The following is a 22526-nucleotide window of genomic DNA, read 5'->3' on the forward strand; positions in this document are numbered from 1 at the left end:
CTTGCAGTATAGGGAATGCTAGGGCGACGCCCAGCGACGGTCCCCCTCGATCACCCAGGCGAACGCGGCCTTTACCTCCCGCTCCATGACGCCGCCATAGCTGTGTCCGGCGCCCTCGGCGTGGATGACGCGCACGTCGATCCCGCCGCGGCGCATGCGCCCGGCCGATTCGCGCGCCTGCGCGGCGCAGCGGTCGCGACCGCAGGCGAGGAGCGCGCGCACGCCGCCGTGCGCCCGCCATCGCTCCGCGGTCGGGATGTCCCATTCGCGAAACAATCCATAACCGCCCTCGACCAGCGCCGCCCGCGCGAAGCGGGCCGGGTGGTTCGGCAGGAGCAACGCGCCCATGATGGCGCCTTGTGAAAATCCGGCATACGCGGGGGCCTCGAGATCGACGTGCTCGGGAAAACGCTCCCCGAGCGCCGCGAGCGCGAGTGTGATCTCCCGCCCGAGGGCGTGGTGCGTGGTGAAGAAATATCCCGTCTGCTCGGGCGGTACGTATGGATTCGTCGGAAAACCGCGGGGGCAGAGGATGAACGCCCGGTCGCCGACGATGCCGCGCCAGAGCTCGCATTGCCATTCGGGCCGATCGCCCGCGCCGTGGGCCACGACGAGGACGGGCCGCTTCGAGGTCGCGCCGCGCGGGACCGAGACGACCGCGGGGCGATGGCGGGAGACCGGCAGGGCCACGAAGGGCGCATCCGATTCGAGGAGCGGGAGCGCGCCGCCCATGGCAGCGTCCGCCTGCTCCGCGTGCCCCGGCTTCACGGACGCGGGCGCGACCAGGCAACCCACGGTCGCGAGCGCGGCCCAGAGGGGGAAGGTGCACCGCATGAATCTCGCGAGAGCAACCGACATGCCATCTTTCCCGTCGTCTTCGGGACCGGTAGCATCGCATATCGGAGCTTGTCGAGGTCCTGTTTTGCAACGGGCTGCGAAATGTCGCGAGCTGGTACGGCGACAAGCCGCCGATGACGTGTCCGCAGCGTCTGCCGCGCTGCCCGCGCCTTGCGACGGCGCCCGCGCACACCAAAGTTTCGAGCAAGTGGGCTCACGCGCCGATGCCCACCGGGCCTCCGGGCACACGGCTCTGAAATCATGAAAATGCGCACCGAGTTCCGGCTCCTCCTCGCCGCGGTCATCATCATGATGTTTGGCGTCATCGCGTCGCTCGCCGTCTTCAAGCGAGCGTCGAGATCGCTCGCCGAGGCTCACGAGGTCATCGCCGGCAATGCGGCTCCCACGGTCGTGGCGCTCGATGTTGCGCAGGCGCGGCTCCGAAAGCTCCACGAGCTCGTCCTCTCTCGCCTCCTGGATGCGCCGGGTGATACGGCGCTGCGGGACGCATCCATCGCGGCGGCCGAGCGTGAGCTCGACCGCGCCATCGACGACTACCAGGCATTGCCCCGCGACCCCGGCGAGGCGCCGCTCCAGCGAGCGGTCACCGAATCGCTGGAGCAGGTGAACCGAGTCGTCAGCCGTTCGCTCGCGCTCGAACCAGCGGCGTTCGAGGCGTCCGGCCTGCGACGTGAGCTCGACGCGGCCATGACGCAGTTGAGCCGCGATCTCGTGCGAGCGAGCGAATTCAGCGCGTCGATTGCGAGCGCCGCGGCGGACGAGGTGGCCCGCACCTCGACGCGGCTCTTGCCCATCGAATTCTTCATCGAGGGAATCACCTTCGTGGCAGCCGTACTGACGCTGACGCTCACCTATCGCGCGGTCCAGCGCGCGCGCGCCGTGGCGGCGGAGAGCGTCGCCGCGCTCGAACGCCGCGCGGATGAGCTCGAGAGTTTCTCCGGCAGGGTCGCGCATGATCTCTTGAGCCCACTCGCGACGGTCTCCCTGGCGCTGGACATGGCCAGCCGGCGCCTGACCGAGCCCGCCGACGCGTCGACACGCAAAGCCGTCACGCGTGCCTCGCAGACGCTGCAGCGTGTTCGCAGCTTCGTATCCGACCTCCTCGAGTTCGCGCGAGCGGGAGCGACGCCCCTCCCCGGCGTGCGCGCGCGCATCGATGACGTCGTCTCCGAGATCGCGGAAGAGTTCGGACCGGTGGCGCAAGATGCGGGCGTCGAGCTGCGTGTCGAAGCGATAACGACGGACCGCAGGGTCGCCTGCAGCCCAGGCGTGCTCATGAGCGTCCTGTCGAACCTCGTGCAGAATGCAATCAAATACATGGGGGATGGCGAGGAGAGGCGCATCACGATCCGATCCGTGGATCGTGACGACGAGGTGCGTGTCGAGGTCCAGGACACCGGCCCGGGCATTGCGCCGTCCGATCGTGATGGGCTTTTCGAGCTCTACGCGCGTGGGCACGACGCGAAGACGCCTGGGCTCGGCCTCGGGCTCGCCACGGTGAAGCGCCTCGTCGAGTCGCACGGGGGGCACGTCGGCGTGGAGACGGCGCCAGGGCGCGGCTCGGTGTTCTGGTTCTCGATGCCAGCCGCGGCTCCCTCATAACGGGCTCACCTTCGGCCAGGCGAGCTCGACGCCATTTCGGAGCAGCAACGCCTGAAGCTCCTCGCGCAGCGATTTCCGGGCGCGCACCTCTCGCGGGAGCACGCGGCGCTCGAGGCAAAACGTCGCGAGGAGCCCCGCGGCCTCGCCCACGCTCCACTCGACCGGGTGGACCCGGAAGGCGCCGTTGGTGATATGGGTCGTCCCGAGGTTCTTGCCTCCCGGCAAGACGTTTTCCATACGCACCGGAATGAGCGCGCCCAGCGGAATCTGAAACGGCCAGCAGCCAAGGTCGAGGTAACCCGCGCCTCCGACGCGCGGGTGCAAATCGATGCGGTAGCAACCAATCCCGACGCTGTCGTCGAAGATCGCGGGGCCGTCGGGGCGAAGCGGATACGCGATGTGCTGCTCGAGCACCGTGAACTCCGCGCGGATGCGGCGGGATTCGCGAATGTACGGCGCCGGCGCGAGGCCGTCCGCAGTGCCGCCGACCACGTCCGCGCGGAGGCGCAATCCGCGGTATCCGACGCCGCCGTCGGGTCGGGGGGCCTCGGTCTGTAACCAGTAGAGGAGGCTCAGGCTGAGCTGCCGCGCGGCGTCCTCGTTCCGCGCGGCTTCCGCCGCGTCGACGCCGCAGACGGGCCCGAGCCAGTAATCGTTCTGAGGCCAGTTCACGATGGTGACGTCGCTCCGCGCGAAGCCCGGCTCGAAGACGTCCTTGTCGAGGATACGCCGGAAGGTCCACCACGGGTGGCCGTCGTCCGCGGCGAACAGGCCCCGCCTCAGCGGCTCGAGGGTCTCGGGGCGAACGGTCGTCCAATCGAGCAGACGGCCCGGCCAGCCCTGGGGCTCGTACGCGCGCCAGAAATCGTATTGACGGGGTTTGTCGATGGTATGGTCTTCCCCGGGGAGGTGCTCCATCGCGAAGCACACCGTGATTGCTTGCTGGGCCCTCGGGTCCGCCGCCTCGGCGGCGTGCGGCTCCCCCGTCTCCGCGCGGGACTCTTGCCCGAGGACGTGCTCCACGCCCGCGAGGGCCAGGAGCTCGCCGTGGGGCGTGGCGTCGATGAAGTAATCGGCCTCGATGAGGACGTCGCGCCCCGATTCCCGTCCTCGGACCACGACGCCGGTCACCCGGTCGCCATGCGTCCACGCCGAGATCGGCCGGTGGAGGCGGAGCTCGAAGAGGCTGCCGTTGAGGCGGTACGGCGCGATCATCTCGTGCAGCACGGCGACCGCGATGCGCGGATCGTGGCAGAGGCGGCTGACCCATCCATTCCCCGGGTTCAGGGTGGGAAGGGCCTTGGCCGACGCGGAGAGTGGCACGTTTCTGCGATAATACTGCCGGATCCCATCGCGCAGCGCGCGGTAGCTCCGGTTTGCCCCGTATTCCTCGATCCACGGGTGTTCGTCGGGAGGAACGGCCTGGTTCGTCAATTGACCGCCGAGCCAGCGCGTCTCCTCGGTCAGCACGACACGGAGGCCCATCCGAGCCGCCGCGAGCGCCGCGGCGCAGGCGCCGAGTCCACCGCCGATGATGGCCACGTCGGTCCGGATCACGTCCATGTCACGCGGCCTCGCGTTCGCGTTGCGCCTTCAGGATGTCGACGACCATCCGGTTCGTCTCCCTCGCGCGATCCTTGAGGGCCGGGAGCAAGCGGCGGATCTTGGCGCGCGTCTCGTTACGCGTGTCCCACGAACGGTCGAGCCTTGCGATGAGCTGGCCGGCGCTGATGGTGCCGAGCGGCGGGGTCTCCATTTCGAGGTCCTCGATGAACCCCTTCACCTTGGAGGCATAAGGCAGCGCGACGAAAGGGATCTCGCGGAGCGCCGAGAAGATCAGGAAGTGGAGGCGCATCCCCACCGTGAACTCGAGGTGGCCGACGAAATTCAGGATCTGCTGCGGCGTGTACGGACGCCGCAGGACCTCGGCGCGCTCGGCGTTTTTCATGTGGGCGACGACGGCGTGGCTGTGCTGCACGTCCGTCCTTTCCATCGACACGAACACGACGTCCGCGTCGAGCCGCTCGATGACGAAGTCGGCCGCGTTCGCGAGCAGCGAATAATATTCGTCGGGATCGATGTCGGGCGCCGCGGGCCCCGGCTCCCGGACGGAGAAACCGACCAGGTGCCGTTCGAACTCGACGCCCTCCGCCTTGATGGCCTCGATGGGCAAGGGCTCCTCGCGCAGGAGCAGCGCCGGATCGGCGGTGAGGTGAATCTCGCGATCCACCCCGACGTCCTCGAGCAGGCGGCGCGCTTGCTTGTCACGGACGGTGACGACGGTCGCCGCGTTCAGGGCCGTCCGCACGGTTTGTCGCGCGCTCGGATTCTCGAGCGGTCCGGCGCTCACGGCATAGACGACGACGGGGACGCCGAGCTCCTTCGCGATGAGCACCTCTCGCAGGTACGTCGCGGCGTCACGATCGTAGAGGATGCCGCCGCCGCCGAGGATGAAGACGTCGAGCCGCCCGACCTCGGCGGCGGATTCCTTGCGCGTGAGGCTGCGGACGGGTATGGCGCGGTCGACGTCGTGCCTCCGTTCCGTGTCCTGGGGATTGAGGGAGAATACGGTGATCTCCGCGGGAACCGACGCTCGTAATTGCGTGATGATACCATCGAGGATGGCTTCGTCGCCGAGGTTCATGCCTCCGTAAGAGCCGGAGATCCCGATGCGGTAGGGGTGGTTCGTCCGCTCCATTCATTCCTCCATTCGCGTGAGTGCCCGAGATGGGCGTGGGGCTGCGATGGCGAATGTCCAGCAGACGATAGGTCAGGCGGCAGGCAAGAGCGGCAGCTCGATCCGGAACGTCGAGCCCTGGCCGACCTCGCTCGACACGGAAATCCGCCCGCCGTGCGCCTCGACGATGGTGCGGGTGATGTAGAGGCCGAGCCCCAGCCCCCCGTAGTGGCGCGAAGATACACCGCGGTGAAATCGCTCGAAGAGGTGCGCCTGCACCTCGGCCGGGATCCCGATCCCGTGGTCCGTCACCGAGACGCGCGCGCGCTGCCCATCGACGTCGATCGTGATTTCGATGGGTTTTTCTTTCCCGAACTTGATGGCATTCGTGAGGAGGTTCGTCACGACCTGCTCGAGCCGGTACGGGTCCCATTGGCCGACGACAGGCTGATCCGCGCGCACGGTGAGCGTGCTGCCGGATTGCGCGATCTGATCGCCGAGGTGGGCAGAGACCTCCTGGACGAGCGCGCGCAGCTCGACGTGCGTCGGGTTCAGCTCGAGCTTCCCCGCCTGGATCCGGGTGACGTCGAGCAGCGTGTCGACGAGGCTGGCGAGGCGCTTGATCTGGCGCCCGGAGAGGGCGACCGCGGACCTCACGCGCTCGACGTCCATGCCCCGCGAGAGCCGTTGCTCCAGCGATTGAATGGCGAGCTGGAGGCTGGTGAGCGGGGTGCGGAGCTCGTGGGAGGCGATGGAGAGGAATTCGTCCCGCACGCGGACCGCCTCCTCCGCCGCGGCGCGCGCGCCCCGCTCGTCGAGCAGGAGGCGATCACGCTGCATTTCGGCGCGCACGCGCGCGGTGACGTCGCGGAAGCTCCAGACACGCCCGACCACGCGCTCGCCGAGGCGCTGCGGCTGCGAATAACGCTCGAAGACCCGACCGTCCGCGAAGGGGAGCATGTCGACGCTGCTCTCCTCGGGCGAGGAATAGAGGGTGCGGACCTTTTGCTCGAACGACTCGGGCTCGAGGAGCTCATGGCGGACGGACGAACGGAACACGTCGTCCGAACCGCTTTCGAGGACGTCGTCGGAAACGCGCCACATCTCCACGAACCTGCGGTTGTGGCGCACGACGTGCCGCCCGCAGTCGACGACGAGGATGCCGTCCGCCGTCGATTCGAGCGTGGCCTCGAGGAGCGAGTAGGAATGGCGCAGCCCCTCCTCGGCGCGCTTGCGGGAGGTGACGTCGGTCGCGATGCCGCAAATGCCGTACGTTTTCCCGGCGAGATCGCGGAGCGGGAACTTGACGCACATATAGGTGCGTATCTCGCCTTGGGACAGCGACGACTCGTCGAACTCGATGGCCCGGTTCTCCCGCGCGACGAGGAGATCATGGGCGCGATACTGATCGGCGAACTCGCGCGGGAAGAGCTCGTGGTTGGTCTTGCCGATGATGTCCTCGGGGCGCAATTGGAGGAGCTCCTCGAGGCAGCGGTTGACGAAGATGAAGCGGCCCTCCAGGTCCTTGGCGAAGATGAGGGCGCTCGTATTGTCCACGATGGACTGGAGGAGCTCCTGGCTCTCTCGAACGGATTCCTCCGCGCGCCGTCGCACCGCGTTCTCCTGCTGCAGATCCGCATAGAGGCGCGCATTCTCGATGGAAATGGCCGCCTGGGCCGAGAGCAGCCGGATCACCTCGACGCGCGCGGGGGTGAACGCCGAGCGGGTGAGGTCGTTTTCGAGGTAGAGCACGCCAGCGAGGCGGCCCTTGTAGACGATGGGCGCGGCGAGCAAGGAGCGAGGTCGTCCGCTCGTGAGCCAGGGATCCCGCGCGAACGGCCCGTCGCTCGGGCGGTCGTCGAGGACGATGGTCTCGCCCGTGCGCGCCACGTACGTCACGACGCCGGCCGGCAGGTCCGCGCGGCCCTCGATGGGCGTCGCGCCGAGCGCGTGGACGGGCGCCTCCCCGATGCGGTGCTCGGCCTCGACGACGAGCCGTCCGTCGCGCAGGAGCAAAAGGACGCAGCGCCGCGCGCCGGTGTTCTCGATCAAGATGCGCATGAGCGCGTCGAGCAGGCGGTCGAGGACGATCTCGCCCGAGATGGCCTGGGAAGCCTTGAGCACCGAGGCGATGTCGAGCACGGCGCCGGCAGGCACGGCGGCCCCCGGGCCTCTCGCGCCGCGAAGAATCTCGCCTGGGACGAGGTCCGGATACGAACGCTCGAGGCGCCGCAGCACCTCGGTCGCGCCCCATTGGCCATAGACCTTGTGCGCCTCGGTGAGGTAGGCGCGGGCGATGGTGGTTTTGCCGAGCGCACGGAACGAGAGGCCCGCGAGTTCGTTGGCGAGCGCCTCGTCCTGGAGGTAACCGCCGCGCTGCGCGAGGGCGATCGCCTCGTCGTACCGATCGCCGGCGCCGCGCATGTCGCCGCGGGCGCGCGTGAGCTCGGCGACGAGGAGGGCGCACCGGTGCGCGAGGTTCTCGGGGCAGAGGGCGGCCCAGCGGGAGAGCTCGAGCGCGTAGGCCTCGGCGGTCGCGAGGAAGTGCGCGCGCTCGTCGGGGGAGACGACGTCCGATGCCCGCGCGAGCGCGAGGCCACCATAAAAATGCAAGGCCGGGTTGCCTTGCCAGCTCTCGACGCCCGAGAGCGCGGGGTTCGTCCGAAGCGCGACGCGCGCAGCCTCCTCGAACGCGCCCTGGAAGACGCAGAGGGCCACGGTGTAGAAATGGGCGATGTAGAGCGAGGCCTGGTTGCCGATGCGGCGCGCCTCCGCGATGACCTCGTCGATGTCCACGAAGGGGCCCACGAGCGTGGTGGGTCGTTCGGTCTCGACCGAGAGGTTGTGCGCGAGCTGCCCCACCGCTCCGCCGATCCACGTGACGGCGTTGAACTGGTCGAGCTTGCGCACCCGGTGGAAGCTCTCCACCTCGGCGAGGAGATCGGGGAGCGGGAGGCCTCGGAGGAAGCTATTCGTGAGAAGGTCGACCGTGTTGTAGAACGACCAGATGTAATGGCCGGTCTCGAGCCCCGCATGGATCCCCGCGAGGAGCGTCTCCCGGCAGGCCACGTAGCCCTCGCGCCAGTGCTGGACGCACGCGCCCCACATGTTGCAGAACATGGCCTCGCTCTGTTTGTCGCGGGAGCGCCGGACGAGGTCGCGGGCGACGCGGCCGAAGCGGTAGCCGAGCTCGATGTCGCCGCGGCCGCAGAGGAACGCCCCGAAGTTGATGCAGCCGTAGATCGCATGCGATGACAGGCCGTGGCGGAAGGTGGTCTCGAGGCTCTTGGCGACGGTGATGCCGAGCTGGTTGAGGCTCAAGAACCAGCAGGGCGCGAAGAGCTCCTGGAGCACGTCCTGCAGCGCGCGGATCTCGGGATCCACGAGCGGCGGGAGGTCGGGCAGCGCTTCGAGCGAGCGCTCCCGGACGAGGGCCATGGTCGTGCGGAGCTGCGCGTCGAGCGTCGCGTCGTCGGGGAACGGGGGCAGGTCGATCCCGAACCCGCGGAGCGCCGCGAGCCCCTCCGCGAGCACGGCCGGCAGGTCGTTTTTCAGCACCTGCACGTTCATCTTGAGCCTGAGCACCTCGGTGCGATCGTGCCTCCCCTCGGTGTGCTCGACGCAACGCTCCAGCTCGGCGAGGCCCTCGTCGTGCCGGCTGCAAAGCGCGAGCATGAGGCCCCTCTTCTTACCGTACGCGAGGCGCAGAGAATGGTTTGACGTCCAAGCGTCGGGCGGCAGGCGCGGGAGGCCCTGCTCGAGGTAATGCAGGGCCGAGCAGAACGCGGCCGACTCCTCGGCGCGGATCGCGGCGTCGAGGTTCATGCGCGCGAGGCGCAGGCGTTCGGCGCCGTCCACGAGGAGGTCGCCCGCGGCGTTCAAGTGGCCGACGACGTCGAAGAGGTTCTGGCTGTCCGAGAGATCGATGTGCCCCGCGAGGTGCCGGCCGATGCGGAGGCGATAGGCCGCCCGAGCCTCCTCGGGGATCATCGCGTACGCGCCCTCCTGGATCTTGTCGTGGGCGAAGCGGTAGCCGCTCCGGTCGGCGAGGAGCAACCCTTCCTCGACCGCGGACTCCACGCGGCCATACGCCTCCTCCGTCGAGCAAGCGAGCAAGGAGGCGAGCACGTCGAGGTCGAAGCGACTGCCGATCGCCGCGGCGATCCGCAGCGCTTCCTGGGTCCGCGCCGGCAGCCGCTCGATGGTGCGCACCATGAGATCGACGACGTTCTCCGAGTACGCGAGCGCTTCGATCTTCGCGAGATCCCATCGCCACCCCGCGTCGAACGTGTACGTGAGCACGCCGTGGTCGTGGAGGGATTGAACCAAACGTTTGACGAAAAACGGGTTGCCTCCAGTCTTTTTGAGCACCACATCGGCGAGCGGGCCGGTGTCCTCGCGCCCGAGACAATCGCCCAGCATGGCGAGCAGGTGGCGCCGTCCGAGCGGGGCGAGGACGATGCTCCGCACCGCGAGCCCTCCACGCTCGAGCTCCCCGAGCGCCATCATGAACGGGTGCGCGGGTGATATCTCGTTGTCGCGGTAGGCGCCGCAGAAGAAGAGCGCCTCGAGCGAGTCGTCGGCGAGGAGCGTGCGGAGCAGGCCGAGGCTCGCGCCATCGATCCACTGCAGGTCGTCGAGGAAAAGAACGAGCGGGTGTTCGTGCCGCGCGAACACCGAGACGAACAGCGAGAAGCACCGGTTCAGGCGGTTTTGCGCTTCGAGGGGGCCGAGCGCAGGGACCGGCGGCTGCGGGCCGATCACATGGGACAAGGACGGGATGACGTCGCAGATGACCTGCCCGTTTTGCCCGAGCGCATCGAGGAGCGCGGTCCGCCAGGTCCGGATGCGCGCCTCGCTCTCGACGAGGATTTGCCGTACGAGGGCGTCGAATGCCTGGATGAACGCGCTATAAGGCGCCGCGCGGTGGTACGGCTCGTGTTTGCCGCTCGTGAAGTAGCCCTTCTGCCGCGCGAGCGGTTTCAGGATCTCCTGCACGAGCGAGGACTTGCCGATACCGGAGTAGCCGGACACGAGCACGATTTCCCGGTTCCCCGCGAGAGCGCCTTCGAATGCGGAGGTGAGCGCCTCGATGTCGTGTTCGCGGCCGTAGAGCTTCTGGTGGATCCGCAAGAGGTCGGCGCGATCGTGTTGCCTTCGCAGGAAAGGCGCGAGCTTTCCGCCGCTCTGCAGAGCCTCGCGGCAGTGATGGAGGTCGAAGAGCAAGCCTTCGGCGCTCTGGTAGCGGTCCTCGGCGTTTTTCTCGAGCAGCTCGAGCACGACACCGGAGACCGCCTCGGGGATGGCCGGATCGAGGCTCGAGGGCGGCGCGGGTGCGACGGCGAGGTGGGCGTGGATGATCTCCATCGGATCGACGCCCTCGAAGGGCGGTCGGCCGGTGAGCGCCTGATAGAGAATGGTCCCGAGCGCATAGAGGTCGGTCCGGTAATCGACGCCGCGGTTCATCCGACCCGTCTGCTCGGGGGAGACGTAGGGCAGCACCTCGACGAGCACCGCGGGTGCGTAGAGGAGCTCGTGCGCGCGGGTGATTTCGGCGTCGGCGCCGAAGCCTGCGAGCTTGACCGCAGCGCCCTCGCCGAGGAGCACGTTCCGTGGGCGGAGATCGCGGTGGACGAGCCCCGCGGCGTGCATCGCGGCGAGGCCTTCGGCGAGCGCGATCGCGAGATCGAGCGCCTCGCTCACGGGCATTTTTCGCGAGGGGCGCGCGGCGAGGGTCTGGGCGAGGTCGCGGCCCGGGAAGTCTTCGAGCGCGACGATCAGCGCGCCGGCGCGCTCCTCGACGCCTCGGACCGCGACGAGGCGCGGCGAGGTGATGCGCGCGAGGCGCTCGTACTGCTGCTTGAAACGGGCGATTTCGACAGCGCGCGCGCCCTCGGGGCGCAGGACCTTGAGCAGGACGGCCGTGTCGCCCTCGCGCCGCGCGCGATAGAGGGTGAAGTAGTCGGTCTCCTCGGTCTTCTCGGCGAGTGCGTAGCCTGTATCGACCATCATGGAAACCCCCGCTCGACTGCCAGGCGCGGGCGCGAGCGATCCGTTTATGCCACAGGGGCGCGGCCTCGATCCATGGTTGACGCTCATCCCGTCCGGTGAAACCAGCGTGGCGCGACGAACCTGCCTCCCCGCCGACGCACTTCGGGGAGCGCCTGCTCTCCTGGGTTCTCGTGGAGGAACCGAGCGCTCATCTCGTCGAGCTGCACGTCCACATGGGTCGAACGACCTGCAAAGCATTGGATCCGTTCGGTCATTCGATCCGTGTCCCCATCATCCCCAAAACGACCGCACGGATCTCGCGCAGGACGAACCCTTCACGTCCCTTCCGTTTTCGCCCCCACACCGTTTCCGCCCCCGCTCCTCATCGGGAACGCCATGCATATTTTCCTTACCTCCCTTTTTCCGCATTTTCCGATGCCGCCCCCGCGCCCATCCGGCATCAAAGCAACGCAGTCATTCGGACTCAGCAGGAGGAATCGATGCGGATTTCACATCCTTCCCTTATCTTGGGGCTCATCGTCGCCGCGGGGGCTGCTTGCTCGGCGGGGATGCCAGGGCAAGCCATCGCCGAGCCGCAGGCCGGGCCAGCACCGGGGACGGCGGCGCGGGCAGCGTCTCCCGAGGCGCCCCTCGAGGTCGATCCGCGAATTGGCTTGCTCGCCCCGGGCGATAAAAAGACGAGTTACGTCCCGATCGCCATCGAGGAGCCGTTCGCGCAGATCATGAAGCGGCTCGCGGCCGAGAAGCCGGCCGTCATGCGTCGCCAAATGGACCTGCTCGCCCAGCGATACGACCTCGCCAATCGAACCACCAAAGGCCTCTCGATGTCGCGCGGAAAGCCGCTCCAGACCGGCGTCCGCGTCAAACTCCCCGCCGGCGTCACCTGGGCCGCCCTCGCCGGGATGACGCCCGCCGAGATCAAGGACAAAAAACTCTGGCCCGCGGGCTTCTTCCCCCTGCCCCACGCCAAGCACGTCGAGGGCGGGATGGTCTTCCCGAAGACCCACATCGCGGAGATCAAGAAGCAGGAGGGGCGCGATCTCGAGCGGTTCGACGTGGAGTTCGACCTGCCCGAGCATTTCATCCCCGAGTTCCCGCCGCCCATCTTCCTCACGATCCGGCCGGAGCTCGGCGACGTCTCGCGCGGGCAGCTCGTCACGACGCAGAATTTCTTCGAGCTCTTCGACGGCATCCTGAACCCCAAGCAGCTCGACGGGCTCCGCCTGCTCGTCTCGCAGTTCGCGCAGCAGCAGTTCAACCAGACCGATGATCGCCGCTCGGCGAAACCTTCCCTCGGCGTCTCCTGCTTCGAATGCCACACGAACGGTCATTCCAATGCCGGATTCCACCTCGTCGGCGACATCCGCCCGCAATCGCACCGGCGGCGCATCGACACGCCCTCGCTGCGCGGCGTGAACCAGCAGCGCCTCTTCGGCTCGCAGCGCGCGCTCCGCACCGTGGAGGATTTCACCGAGTTCGAGCAGCGCGCCGCCTATTTCGACGCCGATCCCGTCGCCGCCCAGAAGAAGGGCATGCATTTCCTCGATCGCGGCAGCGAGGTGCACGCCATGGCCGAGTTCCAGGAGCTGCTCGACTTCCCGCCCGCGCCGAAGCTCCGGATCCTCGACAAGAAGCTCGATCCGAAGCTCGCCACGCCCGAGGAGCTGCGCGGCCAGGAGGTCTTCTTCGGCAAAGGGCAATGCGCGACGTGCCACCCGCCGCCCATCTACTCGGACAACTTCATGCACGATCTACGGACCGAGCGGTTCTTCCCGCCCACGCTGATCAACGGGCGGCTCGCCATCGCCGACGGGGCCATCAAGACGTTCCCGCTGCGCGGCATCAAGGACTCGCCGCCGTATTTGCACGACGGGCGGCTGCTCACGCTCGAGGACACGGTCGAGTTCTTCAACCTCGTCCTCGAGCTCAAGCTCTCCGATCAGGAGAAGAGCGACCTCGTCGCATTCATGAGGGCGCTCTAGGTTTTCCCCTCGCGTCCGTCTCGGCCGGGTCCTCGTCGGCCGGCCCTTCCATTCCGTCGACCATCACCGGATCGCTCTGCTCGGCGAGGTGCGGCTTGCCCTCCATGTCGATGTAGTGGCCGCTGCGCTTCGCCTTCGTTTCGAGGTAAAACTTGTTGTACTCGTTCGGCGGGATCACGTGCGGGATCCTCCCCGCCACCTTCACGCCGTACTGCTCGAGCTGGCTTATCTTGTTCGGGTTGTTCGTGATGAGCCGAACCGACCTCACCGTGAGGCTCTGCAGCATGTGCGCCGCCACGGCGTAGTCGCGCTCGTCGTCGCGGAAGCCGAGTGCGAGGTTCGCCTCGACCGTGTCGAGGCCCTGATCCTGCAAGCCGTACGCACGGATCTTGTTGATGAGCCCGATCCCGCGGCCCTCCTGGCGCAGGTACAGCAAGACGCCGCGTTCCCTCGACTGGATGCCCCGCAGGGCTTCGAGGAGCTGATCACGACAATCGCAGCGGAGCGAGCCCATCACGTCGCCCGTCAGGCACTCCGAGTGCAGGCGCGTGGGCACCTCCTCGCCGCCCATCACGTCGCCGTGCACCATGGCCACGTGCTCCTTGGCGTCGCGGTTGTTCCAGAAGGCCACGATCTTGAAGCGGCCGACCCGCGTCGGCAGATCCGCGACGCCGACCACCCGCACGCACACCCCGGCATGGCCGTAGCCGTCGCACTCGTGGACCCTGTCCCGCTCGACGAGATCGAGCAAGCCCCCGTGTCCGGCGTTCGTCATCGACCTTTCTCTCCTCCCACCACCCGCCTTGCGAGTAGCAGGCCCAGGGGCCGATGCCAAAAATCTTGGCCGAAGGGCCCCGCTCGATCGATAGCCACCCGTGGTGTCTCCGATCCGCACACTCCTCGCCCCGGCCGCGCTCGCGTCGCTCCTCCTCGTCGGCACGCCCGACGCCGAGGCCGCGTCGCTCGGCCTCCACCGCATCCGTGTCACGCCCGAGGCCGCCTACGGCGCCGTGGGTGGTCAGGCCAAACCCGTGCGCCTGACGCTCGATCCGCGCCTGCAACGCGAGGCCGAGCGGCTGCTCGCGCGCTCGGGCGCCCCCGAGGCCGCGATCGTCGCCTCGGACGTGCGCACCGGGCGCATCCTCGTGTGGGCGAGCCGCGGCAACCGCGACTTCGTGGCCGAGCCGTACGCCCCGAGCGCGAGCCTCTTCAAGATCGTCACCGCCGCCGCGCTGCTCGACGGCGGCCACGCGAACGAAGGCACGGAGGCGTGCTGGTCGGGCGGCGAGCACGACATCACGGCGGCCGACCTCGATCGGCGCGGCGGCAGCGCCTGCACGCCGTTCGGCGAGGCCCTCGGCAAGAGCATCAACATGGTCTTCGCGCGCATGGCGAAGCGGCACCTCGACCCGGACGATCTGCGTCGCATGGCCTCTGCGCTCGGGTTCGCCGGCGACGTGCCGATCGACGTCCCCGCCCAGGCCGGGCGCGTCGACATCCCCGCCGATCCCTTCGGCATGGCCCGCGCCGCGGCCGGGTTCTGGAACGGAAAGCTCTCGCCGCTCGGCGCTCTCTTCGCGATGCAGACCATCGCCAACGGCGGCGAGCGCGTGCGGCTCGTGCTCAAGGATCCCGGCGTTCCCGTCGCCCGCGTCGTCGAGCGCCGCGCCCTCGATCCGCGCGTCGCGCGCACGCTGAACCGCATGCTCCAGGTCACCACGAAGCGCGGCACGTGCGTGAAGGCGTTCCGCCACGCGGACGGGACGCGCGCCTTGCCTGGCATGGCCGTGGCCGCGAAGACCGGCACGCTCGTCGGCAAGAAGCCTGCGCGCATGTTCTCGTGGTTCGCCTCCTTCGCGCCCGCCGACAAACCCGAGATCGCCGTGGCCGTCATGCTGGCGAACGACATCACCTGGCGCACCAAGGCGAACATCGTCGGCCGTGATCTGCTCGAAGCCTACTTCGCGGGCAGCCGCGACGAACGACGCGCGCGCTGAGGCGCGTCGGAGAGGTCCGGGGCCGCGGGCGCCCCGGTCATTCAGGCCCGCGCCGAAGGCACCCTCCCCGACCTGGCGTACCCGGACGAAGTCGCGGAGGGAGCGCCTCGTGGCGGAGCCTGTGACGTCGTTTACAGTTTTTGGCAACGGGGCGTGGCGCGTGGGGCCGGAGCCTCGGGCAAACGATCGTCCAAAAAGGACCTCGAAGCCTCTGTCCGGGCATCGTCTCGCGGGCGCGGGGGCGCTAGACTCGTGCCGCGTGCAGGCAAGTCAACTCCCCCTCTCGCACGAGGCCACGGCCCTCGCCGTCTCCGCCGACGGCAAGCGACTCGCGGCGTCGGCGATCGGCAACGGACGCACGGTCGTCTACGATCTGCGCGTCGGCCGAGCGCTCTTCCGGTTCGGCGTGGGCGCGACGGGGCTCGCTCTCTCGCCCGACGGCGGGCGCCTCGTCACGGCGTGGTCGGACGACGCGCGCGTGCCGCCGAGCGCAGCCCGTTCCGCCCTCGACGCGCGCGTGGAGGCCGACGAGCCGGCGCACACGGTGCAGGTCTTCGACCTCGTCTCCGGTCGACGCTTGACGCCCGAGCCGTGGCGCGGCGAAGCGCCGATCGCGCTCTCGCCCGACGGCAAGCTGCTCGCGGTCACGGCCGATCGCCTCACGAGCGCGGTGCTCGTCTACCGGCTCGCGGACGGCGCGCTCCTGCACGAGCTTTCGTATCCGCATCGGCGCAGGCTGCGCAGCCTCGCGTGGAGCCCCGACGGTCGCCTGCTCACGGCGGCCACGGGCGCGACGCCCGTCGTGCACTGGTCGGCCGACGATTTTCAGGAAGTGCGGCCCGAGGGCGTGCGTGAGAACGACGCGGCGGTCGCGTTCTCGCCCGATGGAAAGCTCGTCGCGGTGGCGGGTCCGGACAGCCGGATTCGCCTGTTCGAGCCGGGCCACGAGGGCGAGCCGCGCGCCGTGCTCTCGGTGAAGAACGGCCTCAACTTGCTGCGCGGCGTCGCGGCGCTCGAGTTCTCGCCGGACGGCGCGCTCGTCACCGCGCTCGGTCGAACGCGCGCCACGCAGGTCTTCAGCGTGCCCCTCGCGCGCCCGCTCTGGACGGCGAGCCCGGGCCCGATGGCGTTCCTGCCGAACGGCAAGACCGTGGCCGCGTGGTGGTGCGGCGCCGTGTGGCTGCGTGACGCCGAGAGCGGCGATCTGCGGGTGTCCACGGCCGACGATGCCGGCGACGACACGCCCTCGAACGGCGGCCCGGTGAGCCGCACGGTGACGCTGCGCAGCCGCGAGTTCGAGGGGCGGATCCCGACGCCCCCGCAGACGCTGCGGGTCGTGCCCATGGCGCAGAGCGGCGCGGAGGTCGCGGCTTCGAGCGCGGCGGCGGCGCTGCTCGCGCGGCTGTCGACGGGCTGGGTCGAGTCGAGTTACCGCACGGCGGCGCACCTGCTCGCGCGTGATGCCGATGGCCTCGGCGTGCGTCTTCCGTTACGCGGCGGTTATGCGTACGTGCAGATCCGGACGAATGGGGACCGGTATCGCATCCTCGTGAGCGTCACCGCGGACGAGCCGGATCACGATCCCCCGCCCTCGTCGAGCCTCGCGCGCCTCTCGCGCTGGATCCGCGATCGCCTGAGCGCGGAGGCGCGGCGGGTCGCCGCGGCCGATCGCGAGTGGGTCGCGGAGATCGCGCCGGGCGCGGGCGAGGGAGACGTCCAGGTCGAGCGTGGCCCCGGCTCGCTCACCATCACGCTCGATCTCGCGCCCCTGCCCTCGCCCGACGATCTCGAGGCCCTGATCCACGCGGCCGAGCTGAAGCTCGAGCCCTGAGCCGAAAGCTGCGCGTTGAAGAAGCCGCCGCCCGTCACCGAGTTCGTGCGATTCCCCATCACCGCCGGCGTGGCGATGCTCGCCATGTTCGTCACGGTCCTCGACGCGGCGGGTCGATCGATCCAGCAGCTCGTGATGAGCGTGCGCGCGTTCGAGGGCGAGCCGTGGCGGCTCGTCACGAGCGCCTTGCCGCACGCAGACGCGCTGCACCTCATCTTCAACGTCGCCTGGCTCTGGACGCTCGGGACGATGCTGGAGGAGCGCTTCGGCTCGTTCCGCCTGCTCGGCCTCGTGCTGCTCTTCGCCGCGGGATCCGCGGCGGCCGAGTACGCGACGTTCATCGGCGGGATCGGCCTGTCCGGCGTGGTGTACGGGCTCTTTGGCCTCGCGTGGGTGCTCGATCGCGCCGACGCGCGCATGCGCGGCACCGTGGACGCGCGCACGACGCAGTTCTTCGTCGGCTGGTTTTTCCTTTGTATAGCAACGACCGTCTTCGACGTCTGGCACATCGCGAACGTGGCGCACGGCGTGGGCGCATTGCTCGGCGTGCTCACGGGGCTCGTGATCACGGGGGGCCTGCGCGTTGCGCGGCGCAGTGTCGCGACGCGCGCGTCGGCGGGGGTCGCGATCTTGCTCGTCCTCGCGGCGTCGGGCGCGGGCGCGACCGTGCTCCGGCCGCGCGTCAACTTCTCGAAGGACGCAGGTGCGGAGAGCGTGCGCCTCGGCAACGAGGCCTTCGACGCGGAGAACTACGACGAGGCCATCGCGCGGTACCGAAGGGCGGTCGCGCTGAGCCCGAAGAGTGAGATCGCCTGGTACAATCTCGGCCTCGCGCACGGGCGGAAGGGCGAGCTCGACGACGCAGCGCGCGCGTACACGCAGGCCGTCGCGCTCGCGCCCGAGGACGCCGGGATCCGGCGGATCCTCGAGGAAACCGAGCGTATCCGTGCACGCGCGGCGGAGTTCCCTCTCGACGAAGGCGTCGAGCTCGAGCACGACGCGGGCCCTTGAACGGCCCTTCTCCACACGATCCATCGCCCCTACACTCGTCCCCTCCGGAGGTCGCCCTTGAAGACCGTCGAGTTCTTTTTCGACTTCTCGTCCCCGTACAGCTACCTCGCCGCCACGCAGCTCCCCGCGATCGCGGCGCGCACCGGCGCGACGATCGTGTATCGCCCCTTCGTGCTCTTCGCCGTCTTCAAGGCCGCGGGCAACGACATGCCCGCCAAGATCCCCACGAAGGGCGCGTACCTCTTCAAGGACCTCGAGCGCTGGGCGCGGCACTACGGCGTGCCCTTCCGCTTCTCCAGCCACTTCCCCTCGAACACGATCAAGGCCATGCGCATGGTCCACGTCGCCGCGGATCAAGGCAAAGCCGAGGTCTTCGCGCAGGCCGCCTTCCGCGCGATGTGGGCCGAGGATCGGGACCTCGCGAGCCCCGAGACGCTCGCCGAGCTCGCGCGCGGCGCGGGCCTCGATCCCGAGGCCGCGCTCGCCGCGATCGAGACGCCCGCGATCAAGGATCGCCTGCGTGAAGGCACCGACCTTGCCATCACGCGCGGCGCGTTCGGCGCGCCCGCGTTCTTCGTCGGGGACGAGCTCTTCTGGGGCAACGATCGGCTCCACTTCGTCGAGGAAGCGCTGAAGGGCTGATGGCGCTTCGTCCTTTCGAACGGCTGCCGTACGAAGAGCTCCCCGCGCTGCCGCGCATCCCGCACGGCTACCACCGCGCCGAGGCGCGCCGCGTGCAGGTCTCGTCGCGCATCTTCGGCGACGTCGGTGTGCACGTCCGCGTCGTGGGACAGGGGCCGCCGCTCCTGCTCGTGCACGGGCTCATGACGTCGAGCTACTCGTTCCGGTACGTGCTCGAGCCCCTCGGCCGGCACTTCCGCGTCTACGCGCCCGATCTGCCCGGCTCCGGCCGCTCGGACAAGCCAACCCGCGCGGACTTTTCGGCGCGGAGCTTCGGGACGTTCCTCGCCGAGCTCCAGCAAGCGCTCGGCATCCGCGGCTCGGCCATCATGGGCAACTCCCTCGGCGGGTACGTCGCGATGCACCTCGCGCTCCAGGATCCGGCCGCCGTCTCGCGCCTCGTCGTGAACCACGCGCCGGGCACGCCGGATCGGCGCTACGTGGCGCTCAGGACCCTGCTCTCGACCGGCGCGGGACGCGCGCTCCTTCGTTACCTCGTGCAACGCGACCCGCGCCGCTGGGTGTACCGGAACGTCCATTACCACGACGAACGGCTCAAATCGCGCGAGGAGCTCGACGAGTACGGCGCGCCGCTCGCGACGGACGCGGGCCTCGCGTGCTTCACGAAATCGCTGCACGAGACGCTCGCACCCGCGGGCTTCCACGCCTTCGTCGACGAGCTCGGCCGCGAGCCCTTCCCCGTCCCGCTGCTCTTCGTCTACGCCCGCAAGGATCCGGTGGTGCCGCCGCGCGTGGGGGAAGCGCTGCACCGCCTCGCGCGGGGGTCCGAGCTTCGTTACCTCGACGGCACGTCGCATTTCTCCCACGTCGACTCGCCCGATCGGATGGTCGAGACCGTCCTGCCCTTCTTGCGCGCCGGCGAGGGCTGCGAGCCCGCGGGGGCCTCTCTCGGCGGCTGACGTCGAGCCGATCCGCCATTCCCCGGGCGGCCCATGCCGTATCTACGCGCGAAAAACCGTGTACGATCCTCCCGTGCGCTTCGTTTGCGTACCAACCATGTGAAGGTGAAGGGAGGCATTCGGATGAAATCGTCGTGGTCTTCGTGGTGGGTGTTCGTCGTTTTGAGCGTGTCGGTCGGGGTCGCCGGTTGCGGCAGCGACGTGAACGGCGGAGGCGGCGGCTCCGGCGGCTCCGGCGCGGGCAGCACCGCGTCGAGCGGCGGCTCCGGGGGTACGGGCGGTACGGGTGGAGGAATGGTCGGTACGGGCGGCGCGGGCGGCTCCGGCGGCGCGGGCGGCGGCGTGATGGCGGGCTCGGGAGGCGCCGGCGGGGGAATGGGCGGCGCAGGCGGCGGCAATTATGCGAGCTGCGACGAATGCACGGCCGACACGGGCGCGCCCGCGAACGAGTGCCAGGCCGAGTTCGACGCCTGCATGGCCTGGAAGACGTGCGTCAGCATCTACCACTGCCAGCATAACGCCACCCCGAACGGCCCTGGCCCTTGCGACACCACCCAGGCCGGGGCCTGCTGCACGTGGTTTTGCCAGGAGATGGGCCTCGACATGGAGGGGATCACGCGTTTCCGGGCGCTCGACAATTGCATTCATTGCAAGACGTGCGCGGGGGTCTGTGAAACGGCGGATACCTACTGTCCTGTCTTCGAGCCGGGCGGCAGCTCGGCCTGCATTCCCTGAATTGATCCGACCGACGACGAACGCCGGTTGACGCCGCCGTCGACCTCTGGTCTGGAGCGTACGCATGCGCTCCGCCCTCGCCCACCTCGTCCCGCTCGCCCTCCTCGCCGGTTGCGCCGGAGAACCCCCGATGCCGGCCGAGCCGCCGCCGCAGTGCGCCCCCGAGCCGCCCGCCGCGGCGGCGCGCCCTTCCGCCGAGCCTTCGGCCCCCGCCGCCCTGCCCGCCTTGCCCGCCCCCGTGGACCTCGCCGCCCTCGAAGCGGAGCTCGTCGGCAAGCACGGCGAGGCGGCGCGGCCTCGGATCAAGCGGGGGCTCGCGCAAATCGCGTCGCTCTGGCGGGCCGAGGACGGGGATCTCGCCGCGTTCGCGCGCGAGCAGTTCCTCTCGGATCCGGCGGCGATCGACGCCACGTTCGCCCGGCTCGAGGGCTTGATGGAGCAGCTCGAAGGCCACCTGCACGAAATGGGGCGCGCGCTGCGTTTCCCCACGGACACCGACACCGGGCCGCTCTTCCCGCTCGATCCGCTGCTCGCCGGCTACGAGCCCGCGGCGCACCTCTCCGAGGATCTCTTCAAGGCGCGGATCGCGTTCGTCGCATTGCTGAATTTCCCGCTCTCGGACCTCGCCACGAAAAACGCGGAGGGCGAACGCTGGAGCCGGCGCCGCTGGGCCGAGGACCGGCTCACGGGGCGCTTCGCGATCCGCATTCCCGGGGAGATCGCCCAGGACATCGCGCGCGCGAACACCGAGGGGGATCTCTACATCTCCGATTACAACATCTGGATGCACCACCTCGTGAACGAGAAGGGCGAGAGGCCCTTTCCCGCGGGGCTTCGGCTCATCAGCCACTGGAACCTGCGCGACGAGCTCAAGGCCAATTACGGTGATCCGCGCGGCCTCGAAAAACAGAGGATGATCGTGCAGGTGATGGAGCGGATCGTCACGCAGACGATCCCGGCCGCGGTGATCGACGATCCGCGGGTCGACTGGAATCCGTTCACGAACGAGGTACGCCTCGCGCCCGCGGCGGAGGTCGAGCCTTCCGCGCCGAAACGCGCGCCGATCACGGCGGCGTCGGCGAGCCCCGAGCCCTTCGTGCGTTATGGAAAGCTCCTCGCCTCGTTTCGCGCCTCGCGGCGGGCCGATCCATATTCGCCGATCGCGAATACCGCCATCAAACGTCGATTCGAGCTCGGCCGCGAGATCGGCGAGGACCGCGTGCGCGCGCTGTTCCTGGAGATCCTCGGATCGAGCACGATCCCGAAGGTCGCCGCCGAGATCGAGCGTCGACTCGGTCGCAAGCTCGGGCCGCAGGATCTCTGGTATGCGGGGTTCAAGGCGCGCGGCGGCAAGACGGAGGCCGAGCTCGACGCGATCACGCGCAAAAAGTATCCCGACGCGAAAGCGTTCGCGGCCGACATGCCGCGGCTCCTCGTGGATCTCGGTTTTCCCAAGGATCGCGCGAAGACCATCGCCGAGCGGATCGCGGTCGACCCTTCGCGCGGCGCCGGGCACGCAATGGAGCCGCGGCGCCGCGGGGACAAGGCGCGGCTCCGGACGCGAATCGAGAAGGACGGGATGAACTACAAGGGATACAACATCGCCGTCCACGAGCTCGGGCACAACGTCGAGCAGGTCCTGTCGCTGTACGACGTCGACCACACGCTGCTCGCGGGCGTGCCGAACAACGCCTTCACGGAGGCGCTCGCGTTCACGTTCCAGGCGCGGGATCTCGAGCTTTTGGGCTTGCAAAAGACGACGGCCGAGTCCGATCGGGATCGGGTGCTCGGCGAGCTCTGGTCGGCGTGGGAGATCGCGGGCGTCGCGCTCGTCGAGACGGACGTCTGGCACTGGCTCTACGAGCACCCGGAGGCGACGGCCGAGGAGCTCGGGAAGGCCACGGTCACGATCGCGAAGAAGTACTGGAACCAGTATTATGCGCCGCTGCTCGGGTCGCCGGATTCGGCGCTGCTCGCGATTTATTCGCACGCGATCTCGACGCCGCTTTACTTGCCGGATTATCCGCTCGGCCACCTCATTGCATTCCAGATCGAGGAGGCTGTCCGGAAGCAAGGCAAGCTCGGTCCCGCGTTCGAGCGGATGGCGAAATACGGGTCGGTCCTGCCGGACCTGTGGATGAAACACGCGACGGGAGAGCCGATCAGCGCGGGGCCGTTGCTCCGAGCGACGGAGAAGGCCCTCGGGGGGAAGCCGTAGCG

Annotated in this window: 14 protein-coding genes; 9 read left to right on the forward strand and 5 right to left on the reverse strand. The window is 69.1% G+C overall.

Going from position 1 to position 22526, the window contains the following annotated elements; all coding sequences use genetic code 11:
* Window positions 1–18 precede the first annotated feature (18 nt).
* Window positions 19–858, reverse strand: coding sequence for a hypothetical protein (locus QHF83_RS14535; protein WP_282418417.1), 840 nt, complete (start codon window positions 856–858; stop codon window positions 19–21).
* Between the two features lie 240 nt (window positions 859–1098).
* On the opposite strand from QHF83_RS14535, the gene QHF83_RS14540 reads away from it, so the two are divergent.
* Entirely contained in the window at window positions 1099–2460 is a 1362-nt protein-coding gene (locus QHF83_RS14540) for a HAMP domain-containing sensor histidine kinase (RefSeq protein WP_282418418.1), read from the forward strand.
* Here QHF83_RS14540 and QHF83_RS14545 read toward each other — a convergent pair.
* The 3 genes from QHF83_RS14545 to QHF83_RS14555 form a co-directional block, all read right to left on the reverse strand.
* Window positions 2455–4023, reverse strand: coding sequence for an FAD-dependent oxidoreductase (locus QHF83_RS14545; protein ID WP_282418419.1), 1569 nt, complete (start codon window positions 4021–4023; stop codon window positions 2455–2457). The two genes, QHF83_RS14540 and QHF83_RS14545, sit on opposite strands and share 6 nt — an antisense overlap.
* Before the next feature lies 1 nt (window position 4024).
* Window positions 4025–5158, reverse strand: a complete 1134-nt coding sequence (locus QHF83_RS14550; protein ID WP_282418420.1) for a polysaccharide pyruvyl transferase family protein — start codon at window positions 5156–5158, stop codon at window positions 4025–4027.
* A gap of 72 nt (window positions 5159–5230) precedes the next feature.
* The gene (locus tag QHF83_RS14555; protein WP_282418421.1) at window positions 5231–11149 is read right to left on the reverse strand and encodes an AAA family ATPase; all 5919 of its coding nucleotides are present in this window, start codon (window positions 11147–11149) and stop codon (window positions 5231–5233) included.
* Between the two features lie 479 nt (window positions 11150–11628).
* Between QHF83_RS14555 and QHF83_RS14560 the strand changes: the two genes are divergently transcribed.
* Entirely contained in the window at window positions 11629–13131 is a 1503-nt protein-coding gene (locus QHF83_RS14560) for a cytochrome B6 (RefSeq protein WP_282418422.1), read from the forward strand.
* Here the strand turns inward: QHF83_RS14560 and ribA are convergent.
* The gene (ribA, locus tag QHF83_RS14565) at window positions 13115–13906 is read right to left on the reverse strand and encodes a GTP cyclohydrolase II (RefSeq protein ID WP_282418423.1); all 792 of its coding nucleotides are present in this window, start codon (window positions 13904–13906) and stop codon (window positions 13115–13117) included. The genes QHF83_RS14560 and ribA overlap by 17 nt on opposite strands.
* Window positions 13907–14009: 103 nt before the next feature.
* Between ribA and QHF83_RS14570 the strand changes: the two genes are divergently transcribed.
* The 7 genes from QHF83_RS14570 (at window position 14010) to QHF83_RS14600 (ending at window position 22524) form a co-directional block, all read left to right on the forward strand.
* Window positions 14010–15128, forward strand: coding sequence for a penicillin-binding transpeptidase domain-containing protein (locus QHF83_RS14570; protein WP_282418424.1), 1119 nt, complete (start codon window positions 14010–14012; stop codon window positions 15126–15128).
* Between the two features lie 259 nt (window positions 15129–15387).
* Entirely contained in the window at window positions 15388–16959 is a 1572-nt protein-coding gene (locus QHF83_RS14575) for a hypothetical protein (RefSeq protein ID WP_282418425.1), read from the forward strand.
* A 15-nt stretch (window positions 16960–16974) separates the two neighbouring features.
* The gene (locus QHF83_RS14580) at window positions 16975–17970 is read left to right on the forward strand and encodes a rhomboid family intramembrane serine protease (protein WP_282418426.1); all 996 of its coding nucleotides are present in this window, start codon (window positions 16975–16977) and stop codon (window positions 17968–17970) included.
* 57 nt (window positions 17971–18027) lie between these two features.
* Window positions 18028–18612 (forward strand): 2-hydroxychromene-2-carboxylate isomerase, encoded by a 585-nt coding sequence (locus QHF83_RS14585; protein ID WP_282418427.1) that lies wholly within the window; start codon window positions 18028–18030, stop codon window positions 18610–18612.
* On the forward strand, window positions 18612–19571 hold the full coding sequence (locus QHF83_RS14590; RefSeq protein ID WP_282418428.1) for an alpha/beta hydrolase: 960 nt from the start codon (window positions 18612–18614) through the stop codon (window positions 19569–19571). Before QHF83_RS14585 ends, QHF83_RS14590 begins: the two co-directional genes overlap by 1 nt.
* 123 nt (window positions 19572–19694) lie before the next feature.
* Entirely contained in the window at window positions 19695–20306 is a 612-nt protein-coding gene (locus QHF83_RS14595; protein WP_282418429.1) for a hypothetical protein, read from the forward strand.
* Between the two features lie 64 nt (window positions 20307–20370).
* Window positions 20371–22524 carry a hypothetical protein gene (locus QHF83_RS14600; protein WP_282418430.1) on the forward strand — a complete coding sequence of 718 codons (2154 nt, stop codon included), beginning with the start codon at window positions 20371–20373 and terminating at the stop codon, window positions 22522–22524.
* The last annotated feature ends 2 nt before the right edge of the window (window positions 22525–22526 follow it).

The sequence above is a fragment of the Polyangium sp. 15x6 genome, from assembly GCF_029960785.1.
In the GTDB taxonomy this organism is placed as follows: Bacteria; Myxococcota_A; Polyangia; order Polyangiales; family Polyangiaceae; genus Polyangium.

What these genes read in the sequence shown, in the direction of transcription:
- QHF83_RS14535 (WP_282418417.1), bottom strand. Translation starts at nt 858, where the DNA reads ATGTCGGTTGCTCTCGCGAGATTCATGCGGTGCACCTTCCCCCTCTGG.
- QHF83_RS14540 (WP_282418418.1), top strand. Translation starts at nt 1,099, where the DNA reads ATGAAAATGCGCACCGAGTTCCGGCTCCTCCTCGCCGCGGTCATCATC.
- QHF83_RS14545 (WP_282418419.1), bottom strand. Translation starts at nt 4,023, where the DNA reads ATGGACGTGATCCGGACCGACGTGGCCATCATCGGCGGTGGACTCGGC.
- QHF83_RS14550 (WP_282418420.1), bottom strand. Translation starts at nt 5,158, where the DNA reads ATGGAGCGGACGAACCACCCCTACCGCATCGGGATCTCCGGCTCTTAC.
- QHF83_RS14555 (WP_282418421.1), bottom strand. Translation starts at nt 11,149, where the DNA reads ATGATGGTCGATACAGGCTACGCACTCGCCGAGAAGACCGAGGAGACC.
- QHF83_RS14560 (WP_282418422.1), top strand. Translation starts at nt 11,629, where the DNA reads ATGCGGATTTCACATCCTTCCCTTATCTTGGGGCTCATCGTCGCCGCG.
- ribA (WP_282418423.1), bottom strand. Translation starts at nt 13,906, where the DNA reads ATGACGAACGCCGGACACGGGGGCTTGCTCGATCTCGTCGAGCGGGAC.
- QHF83_RS14590 (WP_282418428.1), top strand. Translation starts at nt 18,612, where the DNA reads ATGGCGCTTCGTCCTTTCGAACGGCTGCCGTACGAAGAGCTCCCCGCG.
- QHF83_RS14595 (WP_282418429.1), top strand. Translation starts at nt 19,695, where the DNA reads ATGAAATCGTCGTGGTCTTCGTGGTGGGTGTTCGTCGTTTTGAGCGTG.
- QHF83_RS14600 (WP_282418430.1), top strand. Translation starts at nt 20,371, where the DNA reads ATGCGCTCCGCCCTCGCCCACCTCGTCCCGCTCGCCCTCCTCGCCGGT.